The following is a 15,602-nucleotide window of genomic DNA, read 5'->3' as shown; positions in this document are numbered from 1 at the left end:
CACGGGTCCCGTCACAGGGTCCGGTGGCTGCACCGGCGATATCCCGCGCCCGCAGTAGTTGACGTCCTCGTGGCGGTCCGAACAAACACCCCGACGCCGATCACACTCGCCGAGCAAGGCGTTTTTGATCGCGCTGATTCAGCTGCCGGACTGCCGGTCGTCTATCCCCGTCGTCGCGGCAGGGCCCGCCATGTGATGTGCTCGCGGGGCTGACAACCCGTAGCGGAGGGCATTGTTCCCGAGTTGACGCGAGCGCCTACGCCGGCGGCAGTGTCACGCAGAACGGATGACCTGACGGATCGATGAGCACACGCCATTTGTGCGGACTGGGCTGAGTGTCCGGCTTGCGCGCACCGATTGACAGGGCAAACACTTCCGCGTCGTCGAGATCGTCGACGAACAGGTCGAGGTGCAGCTGCTTCGGAACTCGACCGCTCGGCCAATCAGGGGGCTGGTGGTCGGGGATCATCTCTATCGTGATGAACAAGCTCTCTGTTTGTAGAACCACCAGATCAGGTCTTTCATGAACGATCGGCGCATCGAGTAGTTCGCTATAGAAGCGCGCGAGTTTGCCCGGTTCATCGCTGTCGAGTGAAACCGCACCCAGTCGCGCGGTCATGATGAGGCGCTGCGCTTCTCGAGGTAGATCTTAGCTTTTCGAACCTCGTCTTCGATGTTTCCCGGTAGGTTGCGGCGCAGGATGGGTTCGATTAACCACCGCACCGCTGGCGTGATCTCGGCTGACATCGTCCTGGTGACCAGGATGCCGTTCTCGACTGGTTCGCACGCGAAACTCGCAATTGAATCGCATCAAACGGTGCCATAGCTTGCTGGCCGGCAGCGGCGACAGGCCGACATCGACTCTTTCACCCGGAGTGAGGACACCACGCGCGATCATTTTCGGCGCAGGGCCGGGAATCCCGGGCATCGATGGGCGGAACCTGAACTCGACGACGTTTCCGTTACGACGAACCCAGTCCATCGGACCGAGCTTGTCGTCGACTGATGCGTATCGCTCGACATCCATCGCAAATTCCAGATACTCTTCGGGTGCGCATGCAATGGTCTGTTGCGCTACGGCCGTAACCATGGCCCACTCCCGTCGGAGTCTCCACACCCTGGCCGTGATGTCATCGTTTTCATAGTTGGCTCCTTGGGGTTCTTCGTGTTTGCCATCGGGAGCATTTTCATCCGAGTAGATCGGTGACGCTATCGGCGAACGCAGCTGTCGAGAAGCAACTCGGTTCCGCAAATTCTTCGTAGGTCAGTGACGCGCTCCAGCTGGCGTCGGCCGACGCGCGCAGCAGCGGTTTGGTCATCGCGACCGCGTGGGGCGGCAAGTCCGCTATGCGAGAGCACCATTCGTCGGCCGCTTGGAGTAGCCGTTCGTGTTCGACGACTTCCTGCACCAGTCCGAGCCGCTGAGCGGTGTGGGCGTCGATGTGGTCACCTCGCAGATAGAACGCGAGCGCGCCCTGATCGCCGAGGCGCTGGGTCAACGCCCAGCTCGTGCCGACCTCCGGAATCAACCCGAGCCGCCCGAACGCCGGCACCAAGATCGCTCTATCGCTGGCCAGCACGATGTCGCAGGTGAGCGCCCACGCGAGACCGACGCCCGCCGCAGGTCCGTTTATCGCGGCGACAAAGATTGTGTCCGAGCCGGCGATGGTCTTGGCTATGGCCCCGAACTCGCGGCGAATCCATCTCCACATGTCGGTGACTCCCTCGGCGCCGTGGAGATGTTCAACAGCGGTCCGCATCATCTGGAGGTCGCCACCTGCACTGAAGCCCGGGTCGGCGCCAGTGAGCACAACCGTTCGCACGTCGACGTCGTCGACGAGAGCCGTCAGCGCGCTGCGCAACTGGCGGACCAACGGTCCCGACAGGACGTTGAGGCGATCCGGTTCATCGAGTGTGACCACGGCCCGGTCATCGTGTCGTTCGACGCGAACACGCACCGGCGACTCGGGGTCGTCTGCCTGGGCAACAATAGTGCGGTACAACGAATCTCGACTCTGCATTCGTTCACTCCTGAGTCTGTGTTTTCAGTGCCGCCCACGCGGCCGTTGCGAACGTCTCGACAGTCCTACTCGGGATCTTGGTGGTGGCGCCAGTGATCCAGTACCGGCTGTATTCCTGGGCAGGACCCAGCCACAGGGCGGCAGTGACACCAGGCTCCATCGGGCCCACGAGCCCGTAGGCGTGATGGGGCCGCCACCAGTCCCCGACCGCACCGAAGAAGTCACGGTTCGCCTTTTGCAGTTCCGGGCTGTCGATCCGGTCACCCAGGAGCAACGCCGCCTCGGACTTGTGCTCGACAATCCACCGAAGGTGGTACTTCACGCCACCTCTGATTCCAGCCTCCGCAGTGGCTGTCCTATGCAGAGTTCGAACGAATCCTTCTTGGAACTCGCCTATCAGTTGCGCGAATACCGCCGCGGCCAGCGCCTGCTTGTCCGGAAAATGGTGGTAGAGCGCACCGACACTGACGTCGGCGTCCCGGCGAAGCTCATCAAGGGTGGGAGTCAGTGGACCGTCGGCCGCAAAGCGCCGACGCGCTGAAATCAACAGTCGTTGGCGCGCATCTACACTTCGAGTTCTGGACACGAGGATTACTCTAACAAAACCGAGGTATCCTCTGTCAATGGAGAAGGCGTATTCGGGTTACGACCGAACTGGCACCACATACTCGAGGACGCGCCGACCCGACCCCCGGATCGCAACCTTCATCACCGACGCACTCTCGGACACCGAGTCGGTGGCCAACATCGGAGCCGGTGCCGGTTCATATGAGCCGGCGCAGACCGTGGTCGCAATCGAGCCGAGCAGCGTCATGATTTCTCAGCGTCCGAGGGAGGCCGCAGAGGCGGTCCGCGGCGTCGCCGAACAGTTGCCGCTCGGCAGTGCGTCGGTGGATGCCGCGCTCGCGGTGCTCACGGTTCACCACTGGCATGACGTCGACCGAGGATTGGCCGAGATGGTGCGCATCGCGCGTCGCCGCATTGCGATCCTCACCTGGGATCCCGAGATATTTCAGCGATTTTGGCTGTTGCGAGACTATCTACCCGCCGCCGCGGACACCGACGCCCGCCTTGCCGTACCGATGAGCCGACTCACTGCACTTCCCGGCAAGGTGTCGATCACTCCGATCCCGGTGCCGCATGACTGCGTCGACGGCTTCGGCGGCGCTTTCTGGCGTCGCCCACACCTCTACCTCGACCCGACCGTGCAAGCAGGCATGTCCATGCTCGCACTGACTCCACCTCGGCACCTGGACGCCGGGCTCTCATTGCTGACCGACGATCTCACGAGCGGCCGATGGGCGTCGCGATATGCATCTTTGGCCACCGAAACCGAGTTCGATGTTGGTTATCGCCTTGTGGTGGCCGACTACTGAGCTGATCCGCCTTGCCGCCGATGCCGTGATCCTCGGAAAGGCTTGGGACCTACCGGCAGAGGCATGTGGGCTTTGGTGGTCAACCCGGTGGGCCGGTGCCGGGTCCCTGCGCTGGTCGGCGGTGCGGGCTTGGCGGGTCGGCACCTCGGCGATCACCTCGTCAGGTCGCGAACAGGTGACCTCCGGTATTAGAACTGTCTGAATGCCTTGTAGTTGTGGGCCATTGAGTGGTCAGTTCGCCCGGCGGAAGCCGCCTTCGGTGCAACCTTCTGCTCACACTCGGCGTCTGCGAGCTGTAAGTCCTCGAGTAGCACAGCAGCGGACGGCTGAATTGAGTTGGCGCTCTGGCGATTCGATACGCGAAGGACCAACGTGGCTCGAAACCGGACCTAAGTTTCCGGTAGGCATCGGCCACCGCTTGACTAGCGATATCGGACACCCCGCCACTGCGCCTACCGCGACCGCCGCAGCCATGACTTCAGGAACCGACCCCCCAGACTCGCCAAACCCATGACCGGCGCAGCTCTGACATTCTGAGACCGAATGAGGCTGCTGGCGTAAACCATTCGGGAGGAGGAACGCCCCCAGTCACTACTCGTCGGCAGTATGCATACAACAGGTGGGAGGGGCTCGGACGAATTCGTCCGAGCCCCTCCCACCATGTCAGCAGCCCCAATCAGCGGTCGTGCTGATGCGCTGCTTGGCGCGCCTCGTCGATGTCGGCTCGAGCGCGTGCTTTCTCCGCAGCGGCTTCCTTGCTGGCAGCCTCGCGCTGGGACTCGGCCTTGTCCTGCTGGGCCCGACCCTCTTCTTTGAGGCTGTCGTCGCCGGTAAGCGCACCGGCGGCTTCTTTGGCCTTGCCTTTGACGTCTTCGACGACGCCTTCGACGCCTTCGCGAACTCCGTTACCGTGCTCGGGCATAGTGTGACCTCTCGTCGCAAGGATGAACTGTCGTTTCCGGCATACCCCGACTCCTCCGAACCAATCAGGGTCGGATTCGGCCTTACGCCTCGCGTGATGGGCGCCGTCGGTCGTTACCCCACGGTCGCGCCTTCTCGATATCCGGTCATGTGCGCGGGCGGTCACTGCGTATCCGAGGATCACTGTCACGAGCCGCGCACTATTTCGGGACACCACCACCGCTGAGCTCGGGCTCAAGATGTACGGCCTCGACCTCCGAGGAAGCTGGTGCAGGCGTAGACGAAGCTGCGGGCAAATCGGCGCAGCACTACCATTTGTTGACGTGCAGAACCGTGTCGAGCGGGGCGCGTTTGGCGAGCTTGAAGTCGGTGCCCTTCGTGTAGGCAACAGGCAAGAGCACGCCCTGCCGAATATTCGGGGGAACTCCCAGTGCCTCCGCGACCTCTCGTTCGTACTCCAGATGCAGCGAGGTCCACGCTGACCCGAGGCCGCGCTCACGCAGTGCGAGCGCGAAGCTCCAGGCGGCGGGGAGCAGCGAACCCCACAGACCGGCCTGGTTGCCCTCCGGCATCTGCCCACCCGGAACGTGGATCGCACCGATCACCAGCACCGGTACCTGTTCCATCACCTCCGCCAGATAGGTCGCACTCGAAGCCACCCTCTCCGCGGTATCGGCGTCCTTCGGCGGCTTCGCCTGCCGCGCGGCCGCACCCGCCGCAGCGTAGGCGGTGTAGGACTTGCGGTAGTACTCCGCCACGATCTTCTTGGGCTCGGGATCGGTCAGCACGATCCAATGCCAGCCTTGCTGGTTACTGCCCGACGGCGCCTGGAGCGCCACCTCCAGCGCGTCGGTGACCACCTCCAGCGGCACCGGCCGATCCAGGTCGAGACGTTTGCGCACCGACCGGGTTGTGGTCAGTACCTCGTCGGCGGACAGGTCGAGATGCGGGAACTCGACAGTCATACGTTCTCCCATCTTGCGCTCGGTATCAGGATCGCCCCGTCAGATAGTCGGCGGTGCGCATATCAAAGTAAGCGAAGATCCCTTCACGGGCATCGCCATCGCCCAGCACACCACGAATCCGACTGCCCATCCGGTCGCGGGCTCGGCGCTCCGGCTGCTATCAGAGATGCGGCCCGAGGGGCAGAGAATCAGCGCCCCACGATCCCCGCTCCCACCCTGCCAGCCCTGGCGCGAAGAAATCGCTGTTCACCGATGCGATCAGCTCCTCATGCCAGATCCTGCCCACGACCGCGGCGCGCACGGGGATCGCGCTGGTGATTGCTCGATTGATTGCGACCGCTCGTAACGGGAAACCGTGAACAACAACGATATCCGGCAACCGGAGTTCACTGGTGGCCTGTCGCGGTTCTCGCTGGTCGGCGATGCCGCATGATCGCAGGAGGTGTTTGCATTGTCTGTCGACCAACGCGACGGGGATGTCGCGACGGGCGCTGACAGCTCCGTCGTCGCGCATCACAGCGAGGCCGAGGCCGCCGAACGATTCGCTGTCCGCAGTGCCGTGGCGTTACTCGGCGCTGTGGGCATCGGTATCGGGTTCGGGGTGCTCGCCGCACTGGTCCGGACGCGGTGGGAACCGATGCAGACCGCGGATCAAACGGTCACCGACCACCTGGTCGCCGTGGTGGCGGAGAACAAGGCCCTGCAGAGCATCGTTACCGGCATCACCGAACTCGGAGCGACCAGCACGCTGGTTGTGGTGCTGATCGTCGCCACCATCTGGCTGCTGCTGCGTCGTCTCCCCCGACTTGCCGTCTACGTGGTGATCACCGCCGCGGGCGGCCTGATCCTCAACCCGGTCGTCAAAGAGCTTGTCGCACGGTTGCGTCCGGTGGTGGACGAGCCCGTCTACACCACAGACGGTTGGAGCTTTCCCAGCGGACACGCGATGAGCTCACTGGTGTGCTACGGCGTTGTGCTGCTGGTCTTCACGCCCACCTGGCAAGCGGGCGCACGCCGCGCGGCGACCGTGTTCGCGGTGGGGATCGTGATCGCTATCGGGGTGAGCCGGATAGCACTCGGCGTGCACTACCTCACCGATGTCCTCGGCGGCTGGTTGCTCGGCACTTTGTGGCTCGTTCTGGCAACTGTCGCCTTTCACCGATGGCGTCGCGACGCCCGGATCGACAGCACCGGACCCCTACCCGGCGACGTCGCCCCGGCCGAGGAAGACGACTTGCGACCGGTCCCGGTTCAGCATCCGCCGACGCTGCCGCACCCATGGCGAGGGATCGGCGAGCTCGCGGTCGCGTGGGTGCTGCTCGTCGGCGGGCTGGTGGGAATCGGCTTGCTGGTGCGCACCCTGGACACCGACACCGCTGTCCTGGGGTGGGATCGCCGCGTCGTGGCGATTCTCGCCGAGCACCGCAATTCCACGCTCACGTCGATCCTCGATGTGTTCGGCGAGATCGGAAATACCATCGCGATCATCACGGTCGCTCTGATCGTCGCCGCACTCGCGGTGGGCATCGCGCGCAGCTGGCGACCGGTGTTGTTCCTCGGCACGGCATTGCTGGGCGAGATCACGCTATTCCTCACCACCGCTGCGATCGTCGATCGGGACCGGCCCCGGGTCGCACACCTCAATCCCGACCTTCCCCCCACGGCCAGTTTCCCTTCCGGACACGTCGCCGCCGCACTGACGCTCTACGCCGGCACCGCCGCGCTGGTGTGGGCCACCACACGCCGATGGCAGTACCGGGTCTTCGCCGCCGCGGTGCTTCTGATTCCGGCGCTGGTAGCGGCGCAGCGACTCTATGCCGGAGCCCACCACCCCACCGACGTCATCGGCTCGATCCTGCTGTCCTCGGTATGGACCGCGATCGTCTGGTGGGTCGTGCGCCCCGTCTCGACCGGCGATCGGTCGGCGCTCCCCCAGGCTCGGCGTCCTCGGCTTCGCTAGTGCCGATAAAGGAAAGGCTGGATCACCCAGAGACCGAGAAACAACACAGCCGCGACTATTCCCGCGATGACGCCCGCGGCGGTGTCGATTACCATGTCGAAGATCAGCACCGCCATGCCGGTCAACGCGACACCGAGCAGCGCGATTCCGACGATTGCCAGGCGGTGGGCGCCGATCACGAGCACGTCGAGGCGATGTCGGCGGAACAGTAGTCGGTGCATGGCCACCGGGGCGACCAGCAGCGCGGTCGCGGCGACGGCGGCGGAAACCACCACGAGGTAGACAACACGCAAGGGGGTGCTCAGGGTGTCGAACCTGGATTGGAACGGCAGCGTCAGCAAGAAGCCGGTCAGCACCTGGACGCCGGTCTGCAGGACGCGTAATTCCTGTAGGAGCGAGGACCAGTTCCGATCGAGGCGCTGGGTGGTGTTCTCACCGCGCACTCGCTCGTTCCACGCGGCGTCGTGTCCATCCATCGCCGCTCCTCGCCACCGCGAATAACCTTCGATTTCCTGCCATCTTACTGCGCATTTGCCGAGACACAGCCGCCCGATTCCGGGCAGACAGACCAGCGGCGCACGGGAGATGCCCCGTGCGCCGCTGATGGTCGGAGGTCAATTCACCGCGTAGGGGTACGTGTCGGAGCGAGCCTGGAACGACAGAATCCGCCAGCACCTTCAACGGTGGGTTCGCCTTCAAGGATCCGCTGAGTTGGTCTCGATCTGGCGAGCCGGCGGACACTCAAACCTCAGGGTGCCTTCGTTGATCACCCTGAGGGTCGTGATTCGCCTACCTCTAATACCAGTGCTTCCGGCCGCCGACCGCGCGCCCAGTTGCACCGAGCAGGAAGAGGATCGCTCCGATGACGATAAGGACGATTCCGATCGTCCAGAGGATCGAGATCCCGGTCAGGAAGCCGATTAACAATAATATCAATCCGAGCACGATCATGGTCGTACCTCATTTCACAGAACCTGAGCGAGAACGCTGTCAGGTAACTCCATTAAACACGCATACTCCGACATGCGGAAGACGACGCCCTATGACCGCCGCGGCGCCCTACGGTGGTCGGCGAACTGCTTCGAGCTCGTGTTGGGCGGGGAAACAAGTGTCACAAGTTCGGCTAGGTCGGTGACTTACTTACCCGTGCGTTCTCCAGGTACTGCATCACCCAGCCCGCGCTGGCGCCGTGAACAATCACGGACAGAACGATGGTGAACGCCGCGATCGCCCATAGCGCACCAGCTTCCGAGCGGAGGTCCGCCTGGGTCAGGCCGTAGGCGAGGTAGTAGATCGACCCGATTCCACGGACGCCGAACAAGGCCGTGATGACGCGCTCCTTGGGCTCCATCCCGGCACATCGCTGCAGTGCGAGCCACCCTGCGACAGGCCGAATAACGAAGACCAGCAGCATGCCGACCGCGACTCCCTGCCATGAAAGAGCGGCAAGCAGGCCCGTGGTGAGTGCCGCCCCGAGCAGCAGTAGTACGACCAGGGTGAGGACGTGTTCCAACTGTTCGACCAGACTGTGCATCTGTTCGTGGTATTCGCTGCCGCGCTCGATCCGGCGAATAGCGATCGCGCACGCGAACACCGCGAGAAATCCGTAGCCGCCGACGAGTTCGGTGAGCCCGTAGACGGCGAACACCGCGGCCAAGGCGACGATCGGTTCCCCGCGGTCGGCGAGGCGCGCGTCCTTGATGGGGAATCGGAACAAACCACGACCGAGCAAACTTCCGACGGTCCCGCCGACGAGAGCACCGATCGCGATTTTGCCGATGAGTTCCCAGGTGAACCAGCCGACGATCCAGGTCTGGACCGAGCCTTTGGTCGCGAGAAATATCGCCAGATAGACGAACGGGAAGGCCAGGGCGTCATTGAGGCCCGCTTCCGAGGTGAGCGCGAAACGGACTTCGTCGTCCTCCTCAGCTGAGTCGGCGCCGCCGGGCGTCGGGCCCTCGACCTGCACATCCGAGGCAAGTACCGGGTCTGTGGGTGCCAGCGCAGCTGCCAGCAGAGCTGCCGCGGCGGGAGTCAGCGCTGCCGCCCACCATCCGAACACCGCTACCGCCGCGATGCACAGCGGCATGGTGATCAGCAGCAGGCGCCAGGTCGAGCCCCAGGTGCGCCACTGTAAGGGGCGGTCGATCGCGAGCCCGACACCCATCAGGGCCACGATCACGCACAGCTCTGCGAGATGCTCGATCACGGTGGGATGAGACAAGGGCGATACCGCTTGCAGGTTGCTGGGTCCGATCACGAGTCCACCGATGGCTCCGACTCCCAACATGAGCATCGGCGCGGTGATCGCCCGATCCTTGAAGAGGCGAGGAAGCGTCGCGGCCAAGAGCAGTGCTATTCCGGCTGCAAGGTAGAGGCGTTCGATATTGAAAGTGGTCATCGTTGTCGCTGCATCATCGCGCAAGTCACCTATCATTCGGAAATAATCCGGATCTACCCGGTCGACGCGGTCCGAAACTACGTCGAGGTCTTCTCCCACGACCAATGCTGCGGTGAGTTGCCCTCAGGGGCTCGGTCCGACCTGTCGGCACCGAGCCGGAGGTGCAGCCATGTGGTCGGGCAGTGCAGTGGCGGGTACGAGTCCCGAATGGCCGACTCCGGAGCGCAGGACCGCAATCACAGAGTGAGGTGGCCACCCACTGGTGCTGGACCGGGCTACGCGGACTGGCTGATCGTGCTGCCTGCCGACAGCGCGCACGCCCCTGCGGGAGAACAGGGCGCAGAGGCGATCCATCGCTCAAGCTGGCAACACCGGTTCGGGTTCTCAGTAGCTCGTACGCGGTGCCGGTGAACGGTCGATTTGATCCGCCATGACGATTCTCGATTGCTCGTTGCTCGTTGCGCGGCACGGCTTCGGTCAGCCGTCGGGCAAAGGCCGGACTGAGCCGCGATCAGGGCGTCGACGAGTTCGGTGTGAACCGGCAGCCAGCCGGTCAAGCCGGTGATCTCGACGACGCGGCCGGTGTGCTGGGGTGTAGTTCGTGGCGACGCGGGTGTTCGCGAACGAGGACTTGGAGTTGTCCGCCGCCCGAAAAGCAGTGGAGCCGGGCCACGACAGTGCGGTTGGATGACTACCTGCGCGGCCGCCGCGCGGCCCGCGAACATGGATGACCGAGGAGTCGACGATGCCGATCGCCACACTGCGAGGCGTGACTCTGGACTGCGCCGATCCCCGGGCTCTGGCCCGGTTCTACCAAGACCTGACAGGCATGCAGATCGGTTATGGCGCTGACGATTTCGTCGCCCTGACCGATGGTTCGGGTTGCGACCTGGGCTTCCAACGGGTCGACGGATACCGGCCCCCGTTGTGGCCCGGTCAGGACGTGCCGCAGCAGTTACACCTGGACCTGCGGGTCGAGGACCTCGATGCGGCGGAGAGCTTGGCGCTGGGGTTCGGCGCGGTCAGGCCGGAACACCAGCCGGGCAGCGACCGGTGGCGGGTGCTGCTGGATCCGGCCGGTCACCCGTTCTGCCTGGTCGTCGGCTGATAGCAGAACGATGTGGCCACCCGCACCCGAGGCGGTGAGCGCGTCGATCTGGGAATCAGCCTCTCAGATGCCGATGACACCTGCCTGGTTCCGGCGGTTCCACGATGCGCTTCCCACGGCTGGTCGCCGGGCCACTCAATCGGTGCACAACCGCCCAGATGAGACCCCGGCGCGGCGACCATCTGGCGTCCGACATGACGCATTTAGCAAGGACATCGGAAGAGCCGCCGACCAGGGCCCGAATATTGTGCCCACATCGGATGAGGCTAGCGATGAGGAATGCCGAATTCGCTGTGCGCAGGTCGCCCACAGAGCTTCATCTGTCGCGTGCTCACCGAGCACGGCATCCAGATAGCGCCTCGGACCTACCGGAAGGCCAGATTTCGACCGCCGATACACCTCGGCCATCTTCACCGAATCCTCTGCCTTGCAAGGGCTGTCAGCCTCGATAGGCAGCGTTGGCGATGCCTACGACAATGCACTCGCCGAGTCGATCATCGGCCTGTGCCGGCGGACGACTTCGGTCTTGAAGCCCGTCTCCAACCTGTGACGGATCGCGGTGAGCCGGTCACGGCCGCAGCCGGCCGAGCGACTCGGCGATACCGTTGCCGTCGTCTTCCACCACAGCGCCGCCAGGCCGGCCACCGCTATCAGCTTGCGACGCCGGAGACCAGTTCGTCGCGCAGCGTCGAGGCGAGGTCGCCCCAACATCACGTGATCATGCCGCCTTCGGTGTGATAGATCGTCAACTCCTGGACGCGGACGGTAGCGGAGTTTTCCCGGAAGAGGCCCGTGTGGGTTCCGACACCGAGCAGCTGCGCGGCGATCCATGCGCCGTCTACGAGCAGGTGCCGCAGCTCCCACCTGTAGTCGGCAAATCCGGTACCACCGCTTCGATCCCCACGATGTACTTGTCGATGCCTTCGGCGGTCTAGGAAGCGACGACATCGGGAGCGATCGGCGTCGGGTTGCCGGGTGACGGGTTGATCGCTGCCCAGCCACATCCCTCCAGTGCGCCGATGGGGACGAGGGGCGAGCTGTAAATCTCTGCACAGGAACAGGTGTCGCTGCCGTCGACCGCAATCGTCTTGCTTCGATCTGCAGATCGGGTGCGAGGTCCGAAATTTCAGTGCCTACTGTCTGCACAACAAGATCAGCAATAGCTGACGATCGACTAGAAATACACGATAACGGACGAAAACAGACTGAGATTTCATTGCCGAAGTGCCTCCCCGAGAGGGGTAATGGTATCAGCGGCAAATCAAACGGAAAATCCGTGCCGCTGTACAGAATTACTTCTACTCAGAAAGAAACGAAATGGCACCTGTAATCACCTCGCTGAACCCCTCTTTCGGGCCTCCAGCAGGTTTCAATTCCGTAGTAATCACCGGCTCCGGATTCGCCAACGTCGGTCCGATCAGCGTCCTGTTCGGTTCGACGGCAACGACATTCACGATCGACTCCAATACGCAACTCACGGCCATCGTCCCGCCCGGAACCGGCACGGTGAACGTCACCGTGAAGGTTCTGCTGGACGGCACGAGCAACCCGGTGCCCTACACCTACGGGGTCCCCGCTCCTACCTTGACCAGTGTCAATCCGAGTTCGGGCTCGGCGGCCGGTGGGACGACCGTCGTGCTCACCGGCACGAACCTGACCGGAGTCACGGCGGTGAGTTTCGGTGGAACACCGGCAACCTCGTTCACAGTCAACTCCTCGACACAGGTCACGGCGGTGACCCCGGCCCATGCGGCGGGGGCGGTCCAGGCTACTGTCACCGCTCCCGGCGGGACCAGTAACGGCGTCGCGTTCACCTATATCGCGGTGCCCGCCTTGATCAGCGCCGTTCCGTCTTCGGGCCCGCCCAGCGGTGGGACAGTGGTAATCCTCACCGGCACAGACTTGACCGGCGCCACCGCTGTAAGTTTCGGTGGGACACCGGCGACCCTGTTCACTGCCATCTCCCCCACCCAGATCAGCGTCCTCGCACCAGCTCACGCGGCGGGGGCAGTGCAGGTCACCGTCACCACCCCGGGCGGAACCAGCAACGGTGTCACGTTCACCTACGTTTCGGGTCTACTGCCGGTCAACCTCGGCACGGCCTCGTCTTTCGCAGTACTGGGGGCCGCAACGGTCACCAACACCGGAGCCACGGCAATCACCGGTGACCTGGGTGTCAGTCCGGGCACCGCGATCACCGGATTCCCGCCGGGAACGGTGACCAGCGGAGCGATCCACGCTGGGGACGCGACCGCGGCGCAGGCACACACCGATCTACAGGCCGCCTACCTCGACGCGGCGGGACGGTTACCCACCGCACCCATCACCACCGATCTCGGGGGACAAACCCTTACTTCGGGGGTGTACAACGCAGTCGCAGGGATCGGTCTCAACGGCACCGTCACCCTCGACGGGCAAGGAAATCCGAACGCGGTGTTCATCTTCCAGGCCGCGACGACACTGATCACCGGGGCCAACAGCGCCGTGACCCTCATCAACGGCGCCACTGCGGCCAACGTGTTCTGGCAGGTCGGCAGCTCGGCAACGCTGGGCACCAGCACCGACTTCGCTGGCACCGTCCTGGCCTTCACCTCGGTCACCGTGACCGGCGGCACCACAGCGGACGGGAGGATCCTGGCCCTCAACGGCGCAATCACTCTCGACACCAACACCATCGCTCTCCCCTGAGCCGATGATTCACTGAAAGTACGAACCCTGGGCCGCATGCTCTTCGGCAGGCGGCCCAGGGTCTTTCAGATTTTCTATCGGCTGGTCTGTCAACCCTCGAGCGATGCTCATTGGATGCAGGTAGTTATTCCTGAAAACCATTCACGAGAAACAGGCAAGTTTTAACGCCACCGAATTCGACGCGGACACGGAAACCGCGGTGGCCGACCACCCGTGACAGGGCTGATCGAAACAGCGACTCTACGAGGTCGCACCCTTCACTCGACACGAAGGTGAGATGTCTACTTTCGACAACTACTTGCCGTCGGGAAAATTCCTACCCAGATTGCTGCTCGGATGCTGCCGACATCGAGCGGCTCGAAACGATATTTGGACGGACTCGCATCACGCGACATCGCCTCGAGGCAGGTTCGAAATCCGGAGTGTGCGCGGACCTGGTCACCAGGCATCCGCGCGAAGATCGAGGAGCAGAGCAGCAATGAGCAAACCCATCTACACCGAGCTCGATCGGCTCGGCAACTCTGGTTCTCAGCGGTGGGGAGCGCGCATCACGAACTTCCTGCTACACACGCAGGAAGGCGACGGCACCGCTGAATCGCTCGCCGCCTACCTCGGCAACGGTGCCAACGGCGCGTCCTACCACTACACGCTCGGTGACCGGATCGTCTGCGACGTGGTCGATACCGACTTCGCGTCGTGGTCGGTGCTCGATGCCAACAGCCACACGATCAACCTGTGCTTCGCGGGCAGCCGTGCGAGCTGGACCAAGGCCGAGTGGCTCGCGATCGAGGACGATATCCGGATCGCCGCCTGGCTGGCGGTCGACGACGCGAAGAAGTACCGGTTCAGCCCGGACGTGATCGCGCCGCCGTACACCCACCGCGACGGCATCTCCGATCACAAGTACGTGACCGAATGCCTCGGCATCGGAACCCACACCGACGTCGGCTACAACTTCCCGTGGCGCGAATTCGATTCCCACGTCAGGGAATTCGCGAGTGGCACGCCCGCTGCGCCGCCGCGCCCGGCCGCCATCGATATCGTCGCCGCCACCACACCATGGCTCGGCAAGCGGATCACCGCGGAGGAGGAGCCGACCCGGGACAGCGTCGGTCGGTTCGCGAGGTTCGAGTTCGGCTATGTCTACTGGCATCCGTCCACCGGCGCGTATGCGATCCCCACACACCTGTTCGCGAAGTTCGCCGAGCTGGATTGGGAGAACGGCCCGCTCGGTTACCCGATCACCGTGTCGACGGAGCTGCCGGGCGGCCTTGTCCAAGGCTTCCAGGGCGGTGCCCTGTACTTCCGCGACGGTCACGAAACGGTGTGGATCCACGGTCTGATCCGCGAACGCTGGAACCTCGCCGGTTTCGAGAACGGTCGGTTCGGCTGGCCGGTCCGCGACGAGCAGCTGCTCGAGGGTGGCGAAACGTTCCAGCAGTTCGACAAAGGGCGGATCTTCCGGGCCGGTCGCCGCGACACCATCGCCCTACTGGACGCGGAAGGTCCGGATATTCCCGTCTCGGACCACGGGGGTTAGAAGTCTTCGGCCCAGATTCGAGCGGCCGCACACGGCACGGAGCCTGCCGAATCCTCGATAGCGCTAAGCGACAACAGGATCGGCCGCGTCCGGTACCCGACGCGGCCGACGCCGCACACGGAGGTCGAGCGATGCGGTGTCACGAATCGTCTCTGACACACTGTCGGTCGGGACGTGATCTCGCCGCGCCGACGACTTTCCGACAGAGAACAGAAAACGGACAAAAACGGAACGTCGATGCATTGCCTGTGTGTCGGTCCGGTGTGTTAATGGAAGTACCGGGGGCTGCTCCACCGACGAGCACCCCTCCGTTCGGGGAAATCATCATCATCACGAAAAGGAGGCAGCGCCATGTCTGCCATCACCGCTGCTGCGCCGGCCTCCGGTCCGGCCACCAGCGCCGCGAGCGTCGCGATCACCGGGACCGACTTCGGGTGGCCGACCACGACGCGATTCGCGCGATTCGGTAGCACCGCAACCCCGTTCACCATCGTGTTGGCCGATCGGAGCACCTCAGTCGCTCTCCCCTGAGCGGGCACCGGCGCGGCCTACCCGCCACATCTGAGGCCGCGCTGGACCGGCCCTCGGTGGCGACCGGGTGGTACGTCGCTCGTCGGACCGC

The 15,602-nt window shown here is 63.9% G+C and carries 15 protein-coding genes; 6 read left to right on the top strand and 9 right to left on the bottom strand.

Features of this window, described 5'->3' with window-relative positions:
* Window positions 1-256: 256 nt before the first annotated feature.
* The 4 genes from QX204_RS13495 to QX204_RS13480 all read right to left on the bottom strand — a co-directional run bounded on the left by QX204_RS13495 (window position 257) and on the right by QX204_RS13480 (window position 2,607).
* Complete coding sequence (locus tag QX204_RS13495; protein WP_301907103.1) at window positions 257-619, bottom strand: VOC family protein; 363 nt, start codon at window positions 617-619, stop codon at window positions 257-259.
* Window positions 620-649: 30 nt separating this feature from the next.
* The gene (locus QX204_RS13490) at window positions 650-1,090 is read right to left on the bottom strand and encodes a hypothetical protein (protein WP_301907102.1); all 441 of its coding nucleotides are present in this window, start codon (window positions 1,088-1,090) and stop codon (window positions 650-652) included.
* Between the two features lie 97 nt (window positions 1,091-1,187).
* A complete protein-coding gene (locus QX204_RS13485) occupies window positions 1,188-2,021 on the bottom strand; it encodes an enoyl-CoA hydratase/isomerase family protein (RefSeq protein WP_301907100.1) in 834 nt (277 codons plus the stop codon).
* 4 nt (window positions 2,022-2,025) lie between these two features.
* Window positions 2,026-2,607, bottom strand: coding sequence for a TetR/AcrR family transcriptional regulator (locus QX204_RS13480; RefSeq protein WP_301907098.1), 582 nt, complete (start codon window positions 2,605-2,607; stop codon window positions 2,026-2,028).
* A 37-nt stretch (window positions 2,608-2,644) separates the two neighbouring features.
* Here QX204_RS13480 and QX204_RS13475 point away from each other — a divergent pair, with 37 nt between their 5' ends.
* Window positions 2,645-3,397 (top strand): class I SAM-dependent methyltransferase, encoded by a 753-nt coding sequence (locus QX204_RS13475; RefSeq protein WP_301907096.1) that lies wholly within the window; start codon window positions 2,645-2,647, stop codon window positions 3,395-3,397.
* Window positions 3,398-4,073: 676 nt separating this feature from the next.
* On the opposite strand, the gene QX204_RS13470 is transcribed toward QX204_RS13475, so the two are convergent.
* Window positions 4,074-4,319, bottom strand: coding sequence for a microaggregate-binding protein 1 (locus QX204_RS13470; protein WP_301907094.1), 246 nt, complete (start codon window positions 4,317-4,319; stop codon window positions 4,074-4,076).
* Window positions 4,320-4,626: 307 nt separating this feature from the next.
* Window positions 4,627-5,283: a nitroreductase family protein gene (locus QX204_RS13465; RefSeq protein WP_301907092.1), complete on the bottom strand. Its 657-nt coding sequence runs from the start codon at window positions 5,281-5,283 to the stop codon at window positions 4,627-4,629.
* A gap of 451 nt (window positions 5,284-5,734) precedes the next feature.
* Between QX204_RS13465 and QX204_RS13460 the strand changes: the two genes are divergently transcribed.
* Entirely contained in the window at window positions 5,735-7,243 is a 1,509-nt protein-coding gene (locus tag QX204_RS13460; protein WP_301907091.1) for a phosphatase PAP2 family protein, read from the top strand.
* Here QX204_RS13460 and QX204_RS13455 read toward each other — a convergent pair.
* The 3 genes from QX204_RS13455 to QX204_RS13445 form a co-directional block, all read right to left on the bottom strand.
* A complete protein-coding gene (locus QX204_RS13455; protein ID WP_301907089.1) occupies window positions 7,240-7,719 on the bottom strand; it encodes a DUF6328 family protein in 480 nt (159 codons plus the stop codon). The two genes, QX204_RS13460 and QX204_RS13455, sit on opposite strands and share 4 nt — an antisense overlap.
* A 319-nt stretch (window positions 7,720-8,038) precedes the next feature.
* Window positions 8,039-8,194, bottom strand: coding sequence for a DUF6131 family protein (locus QX204_RS13450; RefSeq protein WP_301907086.1), 156 nt, complete (start codon window positions 8,192-8,194; stop codon window positions 8,039-8,041).
* Between the two features lie 172 nt (window positions 8,195-8,366).
* Window positions 8,367-9,644, bottom strand: coding sequence for a cation:proton antiporter (locus QX204_RS13445; protein ID WP_301907084.1), 1,278 nt, complete (start codon window positions 9,642-9,644; stop codon window positions 8,367-8,369).
* Between the two features lie 745 nt (window positions 9,645-10,389).
* On the opposite strand from QX204_RS13445, the gene QX204_RS13440 reads away from it, so the two are divergent.
* From QX204_RS13440 to QX204_RS13425, 4 genes are all read left to right on the top strand, one after another.
* Window positions 10,390-10,752: a VOC family protein gene (locus QX204_RS13440; RefSeq protein ID WP_301907082.1), complete on the top strand. Its 363-nt coding sequence runs from the start codon at window positions 10,390-10,392 to the stop codon at window positions 10,750-10,752.
* Window positions 10,753-12,069: 1,317 nt separating this feature from the next.
* Window positions 12,070-13,440 carry an ice-binding family protein gene (locus tag QX204_RS13435; RefSeq protein ID WP_301907080.1) on the top strand — a complete coding sequence of 457 codons (1,371 nt, stop codon included), beginning with the start codon at window positions 12,070-12,072 and terminating at the stop codon, window positions 13,438-13,440.
* A 478-nt stretch (window positions 13,441-13,918) separates the two neighbouring features.
* On the top strand, window positions 13,919-14,980 hold the full coding sequence (locus QX204_RS13430) for an N-acetylmuramoyl-L-alanine amidase (RefSeq protein ID WP_301907078.1): 1,062 nt from the start codon (window positions 13,919-13,921) through the stop codon (window positions 14,978-14,980).
* 351 nt (window positions 14,981-15,331) lie between these two features.
* A complete protein-coding gene (locus tag QX204_RS13425; RefSeq protein ID WP_301907076.1) occupies window positions 15,332-15,511 on the top strand; it encodes a hypothetical protein in 180 nt (59 codons plus the stop codon).
* Window positions 15,512-15,602: the final 91 nt, after the last annotated feature.

It is taken from the genome of Nocardia sp. PE-7 (genome assembly GCF_030486425.1).
GTDB classification, from domain to species: Bacteria; Actinomycetota; Actinomycetes; order Mycobacteriales; family Mycobacteriaceae; genus Nocardia; species Nocardia salmonicida_A.
This window is presented reverse-complemented; position numbering and strand designations above follow the sequence as displayed.

What these genes read in the sequence shown, in the direction of transcription:
- QX204_RS13425 (WP_301907076.1), top strand. Translation starts at nt 15,332, where the DNA reads ATGTCTGCCATCACCGCTGCTGCGCCGGCCTCCGGTCCGGCCACCAGC.
- QX204_RS13455 (WP_301907089.1), bottom strand. Translation starts at nt 7,719, where the DNA reads ATGGATGGACACGACGCCGCGTGGAACGAGCGAGTGCGCGGTGAGAAC.
- QX204_RS13450 (WP_301907086.1), bottom strand. Translation starts at nt 8,194, where the DNA reads ATGATCGTGCTCGGATTGATATTATTGTTAATCGGCTTCCTGACCGGG.
- QX204_RS13445 (WP_301907084.1), bottom strand. Translation starts at nt 9,644, where the DNA reads ATGACCACTTTCAATATCGAACGCCTCTACCTTGCAGCCGGAATAGCA.
- QX204_RS13490 (WP_301907102.1), bottom strand. Translation starts at nt 1,090, where the DNA reads ATGGTTACGGCCGTAGCGCAACAGACCATTGCATGCGCACCCGAAGAG.
- QX204_RS13470 (WP_301907094.1), bottom strand. Translation starts at nt 4,319, where the DNA reads ATGCCCGAGCACGGTAACGGAGTTCGCGAAGGCGTCGAAGGCGTCGTC.
- QX204_RS13430 (WP_301907078.1), top strand. Translation starts at nt 13,919, where the DNA reads ATGAGCAAACCCATCTACACCGAGCTCGATCGGCTCGGCAACTCTGGT.
- QX204_RS13475 (WP_301907096.1), top strand. Translation starts at nt 2,645, where the DNA reads ATGGAGAAGGCGTATTCGGGTTACGACCGAACTGGCACCACATACTCG.
- QX204_RS13495 (WP_301907103.1), bottom strand. Translation starts at nt 619, where the DNA reads ATGACCGCGCGACTGGGTGCGGTTTCACTCGACAGCGATGAACCGGGC.
- QX204_RS13485 (WP_301907100.1), bottom strand. Translation starts at nt 2,021, where the DNA reads ATGCAGAGTCGAGATTCGTTGTACCGCACTATTGTTGCCCAGGCAGAC.
- QX204_RS13435 (WP_301907080.1), top strand. Translation starts at nt 12,070, where the DNA reads ATGGCACCTGTAATCACCTCGCTGAACCCCTCTTTCGGGCCTCCAGCA.
- QX204_RS13440 (WP_301907082.1), top strand. Translation starts at nt 10,390, where the DNA reads ATGCCGATCGCCACACTGCGAGGCGTGACTCTGGACTGCGCCGATCCC.
- QX204_RS13465 (WP_301907092.1), bottom strand. Translation starts at nt 5,283, where the DNA reads ATGACTGTCGAGTTCCCGCATCTCGACCTGTCCGCCGACGAGGTACTG.